Below are 4,210 nucleotides of genomic sequence, written 5' to 3'. Positions count from 1 at the left end.
TCCCTGTATCTGATAGGATATCTTCGGGAGTTTTTGGCGTCGGGGAAGCTTTGATATTTCTTTGTGAGGTATTGTTGTGCAGACAGTTTATCCGAGTTTTTATAAAGATTTTATATGCAAGGCGGAAAAGTGTGGTCATTCTTGTTGCCGTGGCTGGGAAATAGATATTGATGATGCCTCCATGGAGAAGTATCAGTCAATGGATGGTCAGCTGGGGCTTGACCTGATGGTTTATACTACCTGTGAGAATGGGGTATCAAAATTCATACTCAATAGTGATGACCAATGCCCTTTTTTGCTCCGGAATGGCTTGTGCAGGCTTATAATTGAAGGCGGTGAGGATCTGCTTTGCAATATTTGTGCCTCCCATCCTAGATTTTATACTGTTGCAGGTGATTTTGAGCTGGCGGGGACGGGGCTCAGCTGTGAGAAAACCTGTGAATTGCTCCTGGCAGATGATGAGCCACTGATGTTCTTTCTTGAGGGCAGTGGGGAGAAAATGGACTTTTATCAGCTCATTGACCGTTTAGGTTTTAAAATGTTAAAGAATGAGATGCTGTTTGTGCCGGGGCTGACCAGACTGGAGGCCTGCAATGTGCTGGACACCATGGCCCGCACTGAGCCTATTGATGATAAATGGGTGACGGATATAAATAATTACAGGGAATATCTCATAATGAACCCTGATATCCTAAAACGATACAGGGAGCAGGTTGATGATGGTATCCTTCAGAAAATATACCAGTATATTGTTTATCGCCAGCTGACCAAGCTGACGGAGGCCACCACCGAGGACCTGTTGATATATGCTGACTGCTCAATGGAGTATATTTTTATTGCTGCGGCAATTTCAGGAGATCTCCATGAGGCTGTACGCCGTTGGTCTGAGCAGATAGAATACTGTACTGAAAATGTGGATATGCTGCTTTTGGGCTGATGCTATTTTTGGGCCCAATATAGGGTAGAAATCCTGCCTGTCTTTTTTGTATAATAGTGTAGATATTTTTGTTTTCTGATTAAGGGAGGCGGTCAGGTTGTCAATTGAAATAATTCAGGGGTTGCTTATTCCTTTTGTGGGTACCAGCCTGGGGGCTGCCTGTGTTTTCTTCATGAAAAATCAGATAAACCCAATGGTTCAGAGGGGGCTTTTGGGCTTTGCTGCCGGTATAATGGTAGCGGCATCGGTATGGAGCCTTTTGATACCTGCCATGGAGCAGGCGGTTTCCGGTTGGGGTGAAATGATGAGCTTTATCCCTGCAGTGACAGGCTTTTGGGGCGGAATCATCTTTTTGCTTCTGCTGGACCATTTCATACCTCATCAGCATATGAACAGCGATGAGACCGAAGGTATCTGCTGTAATATATCCCATTCCTTAAAATTAGTTTTGGCAGTGGTACTGCACAATATTCCTGAAGGAATGGCTGTTGGCGTGGTTTATGCCAGCTGGTATATGGGTGCTGCAGATATTACCCTTGGGGCAGCTGTGGCCTTGGCAGTGGGCATTGCCATCCAAAACTTTCCGGAGGGGGCCATTATTTCCATGCCACTTCGGGCGGACGGGTTGTCCAAGGGGAAAGCCTTCCTTTATGGGGTGCTTTCCGGAGCTGTGGAGCCTGTAGGTGCCCTTATTACCATGATTTTTGCCGGTATTATTATCCCGGTATTGCCTTTTTTCCTTAGCTTTGCGGCTGGGGCTATGCTGTATGTCGTGGTGGAAGAAATTATTCCCGAAATGTCCGAGGGTGAGCATTCCAATATTGGAACTGTCATGTTTGCGGTGGGTTTTTCGGTCATGATGATATTAGATACAACCCTGGGCTGATGCTGCTTAGAATGGGCATGGAGCGGGTAAACTGATATATTCTGTATGATGGTATTATTTATGAGGTGAGATTTTGTGAAATTCTTGGAAAGATTGGCATCATCCAGAGCTGTACAGGATGGAATTTATTTTTCAATTTTATTGGTGGCCTTTTTTATAGGGCTTTCTCCCACGGTTGCCATAGTATTCCTTGGAATTGGTACGGGATTGTTTTTCCTAAGGCTGTGGAAGGATCCCGGGACAAAAATGAAGGAAACCTATTTCAGATGGTTTATAGTTGTGTATCTGATTTTTGGGGCGGCTTCTATCCTGGTTTCCCCGGACAGGCTGTACAGCCTGTCAGTGTGGTATGTCCTGGTGCTGATTTATTTGTTTACATATATCCTGATTTCCCAGAATGTTACATCCCGTGAGCAGGTGAAGCACATAGCCTATGCCTTGGGGATATCAGCAGCTTTGGTGGTACTTTATGGGTTCTTCCAGTTCATCTTTGGCATTGATACCAGTGATATGAAATGGGTGGATGGTGAGGCCTTTCCTGAGCTCAGAAACCGAGTGTTCTCCACCTGGGAAAACCCTAATATTCTGGCAGCTTATCTGGATATAGTGGTATGTGTGCTTTTGGGCATGTTTACCCATATACAGGGAAGAAAAATCTGGATCCTGATGTTGGTGGGGATACTTTGTTCCCTGGGCTGTCTTGCCATGACATATGCAAGGGGTGCCTGTCTTACCATGGCAGTAATCATGCTGGGGTATGGGGCATTCAAGGACAAGAGAATTTTGCTGGGGACCTTGGTGTTGGTCATAGGAGCCCTGGCCCTTAATCCGGTGCTATTTGAGCGTATGAGTACGGTGTTTTCCATGGCAGATACATCCTCAGAAATGCGGATAGCTATGTGGGAAAGCACTATACAGATGATTATGGACCATCCAATTTTTGGCATAGGCGGTGGAGCTTATTCACTGGTTTATCCTATTTATGATACATATATTGTGGATGGCAGTGTCACCCTGGTTCATGCTCATAATATATACCTTAACTATTTGGCGGAGGTGGGCATCATCGGTGGTATGTCATTTTTGATGATCTTCCTGGGAAACATGTTTATGGCACTGTTCCCACAAAGGGAGCTGCCGGATGATTTCACCCGGGGAATGATGGCGGGATTGGGGCTGGCATTGGTGTCAGTGGCGTTGAACGGCCTTACGGATGATGTGCTGTTTAATATTCCATCGTCAATGCTATTATGGCTGATGTTTGGACTTGTATATGTATTAAAGGAGAAAATTTAATGGATATATTGACTATTGAGTTCTGGACGGCTTTGTTTTCAATCATAATTCTGGATCTGGTTTTGGCAGGTGACAATGCTGTGGTCATTGCCATGGCTGCCCACAGATTGCCTGCAGAGCTGAAAAAGAAGGCCATACTGGTAGGTACTGCAGGTGCGGTAATCATAAGAATAATTATGACTCTGCTGGCGGTCTATCTTTTGTCTATCCCTTATTTACAGGCATTGGGCGGTATGATGCTCATACCTATTGCCATAAAGCTGCTGAAACCGGCCGGAGAGGGCCATGTGGAGGAAGCAGACAACTTTATGGGTGCCGTAAAGACTATAATAATTGCTGATGCGGCCATGGGAATAGATAATGTCCTGGCGGTTGCCGGTGCAGCCCGGGGCAGCTTCATGCTGGTAATTGTCGGACTGATTATAAGTGTTCCGATTGTTGTGGGCAGCAGTCAGCTGATTGGAAAGCTGTTGGATAAATGGCCGGTGTTAATATATCTGGGAGCCGGCATCCTGGGCTGGACAGGTGGAAGTATGCTGATACATGATGCAAGCATAGGTCCTATGGTTACAAATATTATTGGACCAATGGCACATCTGGTGGTGCCGGGCATTCTGGCAGCCGGAGTATGTATTTTTGGCCTTCTGAGAAAGAAATAATGGTTATGGGGCTAAGGCATAATAAAGGTCGATGATTATCATCGGCTTTTATTTTTTGCCTTGTATTTCATATAGTTATATTTAATATATGTTTTGTGCATTAAAAGAATAATTGTTTGACAAATATGCCTTTTGCGCATTGACAATTATATATGAACGATTTAAAATAATAGTAAATAGAATAGAGTAAGGACAGGTGTCTGTTTATCAGACTTAATAGAGAATCCGGTAAAATGCCGGAGCGGTCCCGCCACTGTAAGGGCTGAGCAAGGTACAATCATGTCACTGGAATGCGTATGCAGACTGGGAAGGCGTGCTGAGCTATGACCCCGAGCCAGGAGAACTGCCTGTTTTATCATCACCGTTAGCGAAAAAGAGGATTGTTATCAGTCCTTTGCGATTGGATATGCTTATACCTGCGAGCGATGGGTA

The 4,210-nt window shown here is 45.0% G+C and carries 4 protein-coding genes and 1 riboswitch; all 4 genes read left to right on the top strand.

The annotated features are described in order from the left end of the window. The first annotated feature begins 76 nt into the window (after positions 1–76). Entirely contained in the window at positions 77–937 is an 861-nt protein-coding gene (gene fliB / locus K6C05_RS10320; protein WP_296734432.1) for a flagellin lysine-N-methylase, read from the top strand. A 97-nt stretch (positions 938–1,034) separates the two neighbouring features. Continuing rightward, positions 1,035–1,823 (top strand): ZIP family metal transporter, encoded by a 789-nt coding sequence (locus K6C05_RS10315; RefSeq protein WP_296734430.1) that lies wholly within the window; start codon positions 1,035–1,037, stop codon positions 1,821–1,823. Positions 1,824–1,898: 75 nt separating this feature from the next. Further along, positions 1,899–3,119, top strand: a complete 1,221-nt coding sequence (locus K6C05_RS10310; RefSeq protein ID WP_296734427.1) for an O-antigen ligase family protein — start codon at positions 1,899–1,901, stop codon at positions 3,117–3,119. Next, positions 3,119–3,778 (top strand): TerC family protein, encoded by a 660-nt coding sequence (locus tag K6C05_RS10305; RefSeq protein WP_296734425.1) that lies wholly within the window; start codon positions 3,119–3,121, stop codon positions 3,776–3,778. Before K6C05_RS10310 ends, K6C05_RS10305 begins: the two co-directional genes overlap by 1 nt. 177 nt (positions 3,779–3,955) lie before the next feature. Then, positions 3,956–4,144, top strand: a riboswitch (cobalamin riboswitch). Positions 4,145–4,210 lie beyond the last annotated feature (66 nt).

Source organism: Anaerovibrio sp., from assembly GCF_024697385.1.
GTDB lineage: Bacteria > Bacillota > Negativicutes > Selenomonadales > Selenomonadaceae > Anaerovibrio.
Note: the sequence above shows the minus strand (reverse complement) of the source record. Positions and strands in the feature narration are given on the sequence as shown.